Origin of the sequence: Streptomyces sp. NPDC127092 (assembly GCF_042722475.1) — a bacterium.
GTDB lineage: Bacteria > Actinomycetota > Actinomycetes > Streptomycetales > Streptomycetaceae > Streptomyces.
Map to the genome: position 1 here is coordinate 1 of NZ_JBHXFE010000379.1, position 686 is coordinate 686.

Annotated in this window: 1 protein-coding gene; it reads right to left on the reverse strand. The window is 66.3% G+C overall.

What is annotated here, in order from left to right; genetic code table 11:
• Nucleotides 1-175: 175 nt before the first annotated feature.
• Nucleotides 176-448 (reverse strand): metal-sensitive transcriptional regulator, encoded by a 273-nt coding sequence (locus tag ACFWJO_RS40600; RefSeq protein WP_370184087.1) that lies wholly within the window; start codon nt 446-448, stop codon nt 176-178.
• Nucleotides 449-686 lie beyond the last annotated feature (238 nt).

Consider the following 686-nt stretch of genomic DNA (forward strand, 5'->3'; position numbering starts at 1 on the left):
GGTGTGCAGGGTGGTCGAGAGTGCGAGTGTCATGAGCGCCTTCTGCCTTTCTGTGAAGCAAGGGCTGATCGGTGGCGTCCTGCGCCGGTCATCGTCCAGCCGCGCCGGCGGGTCGCGTCGGTCATGGTCGCCTGTCGCCCGACGTCGAACGGAGGTAGGGGCGCCGGACAGGGCCTCAGGCGAGGGCGAGGAACAGCTTCTCGAGTTCGGCCTCGGTCATCGGTTCCTTGCCTTCCTCGGCCGCCTCGCCGGTGAGGCATTCCCGCAGCCCGGTGGCGACGATCTTGAACCCGGCTTTGTCCAGGGCGCGGGAGACCGCGGCGAGTTGGGTGACGACGTCCTTGCAGTCGCGTCCCTGCTCGATCATCGAGATCACCCCGGCGAGTTGCCCGTGGGCCCGGCGGAGCCGGTTGAGTACCAATGCAATGCTGTCTTCGTCGCCGACCATCATGGTTCCTTTCCTGAGACCTGATATCAGTATACCCCTGGGGGTACCACCGGTGAGGTGGGTGCATTGTGTAATGCCCCACCCCCGTGGCGGACACGACCCCGGCGCTCAGTGAGAGAAGCTGATGGTCGGTAGGACCTTGCGCAGCCAGGCCGGTGACCACCAGGCGGCGTGCCCGGTCAACCGCAGCAGTACATCGACGGCATCTCCGAGTGCACGGTAGCCGGAGGTCAGGGCG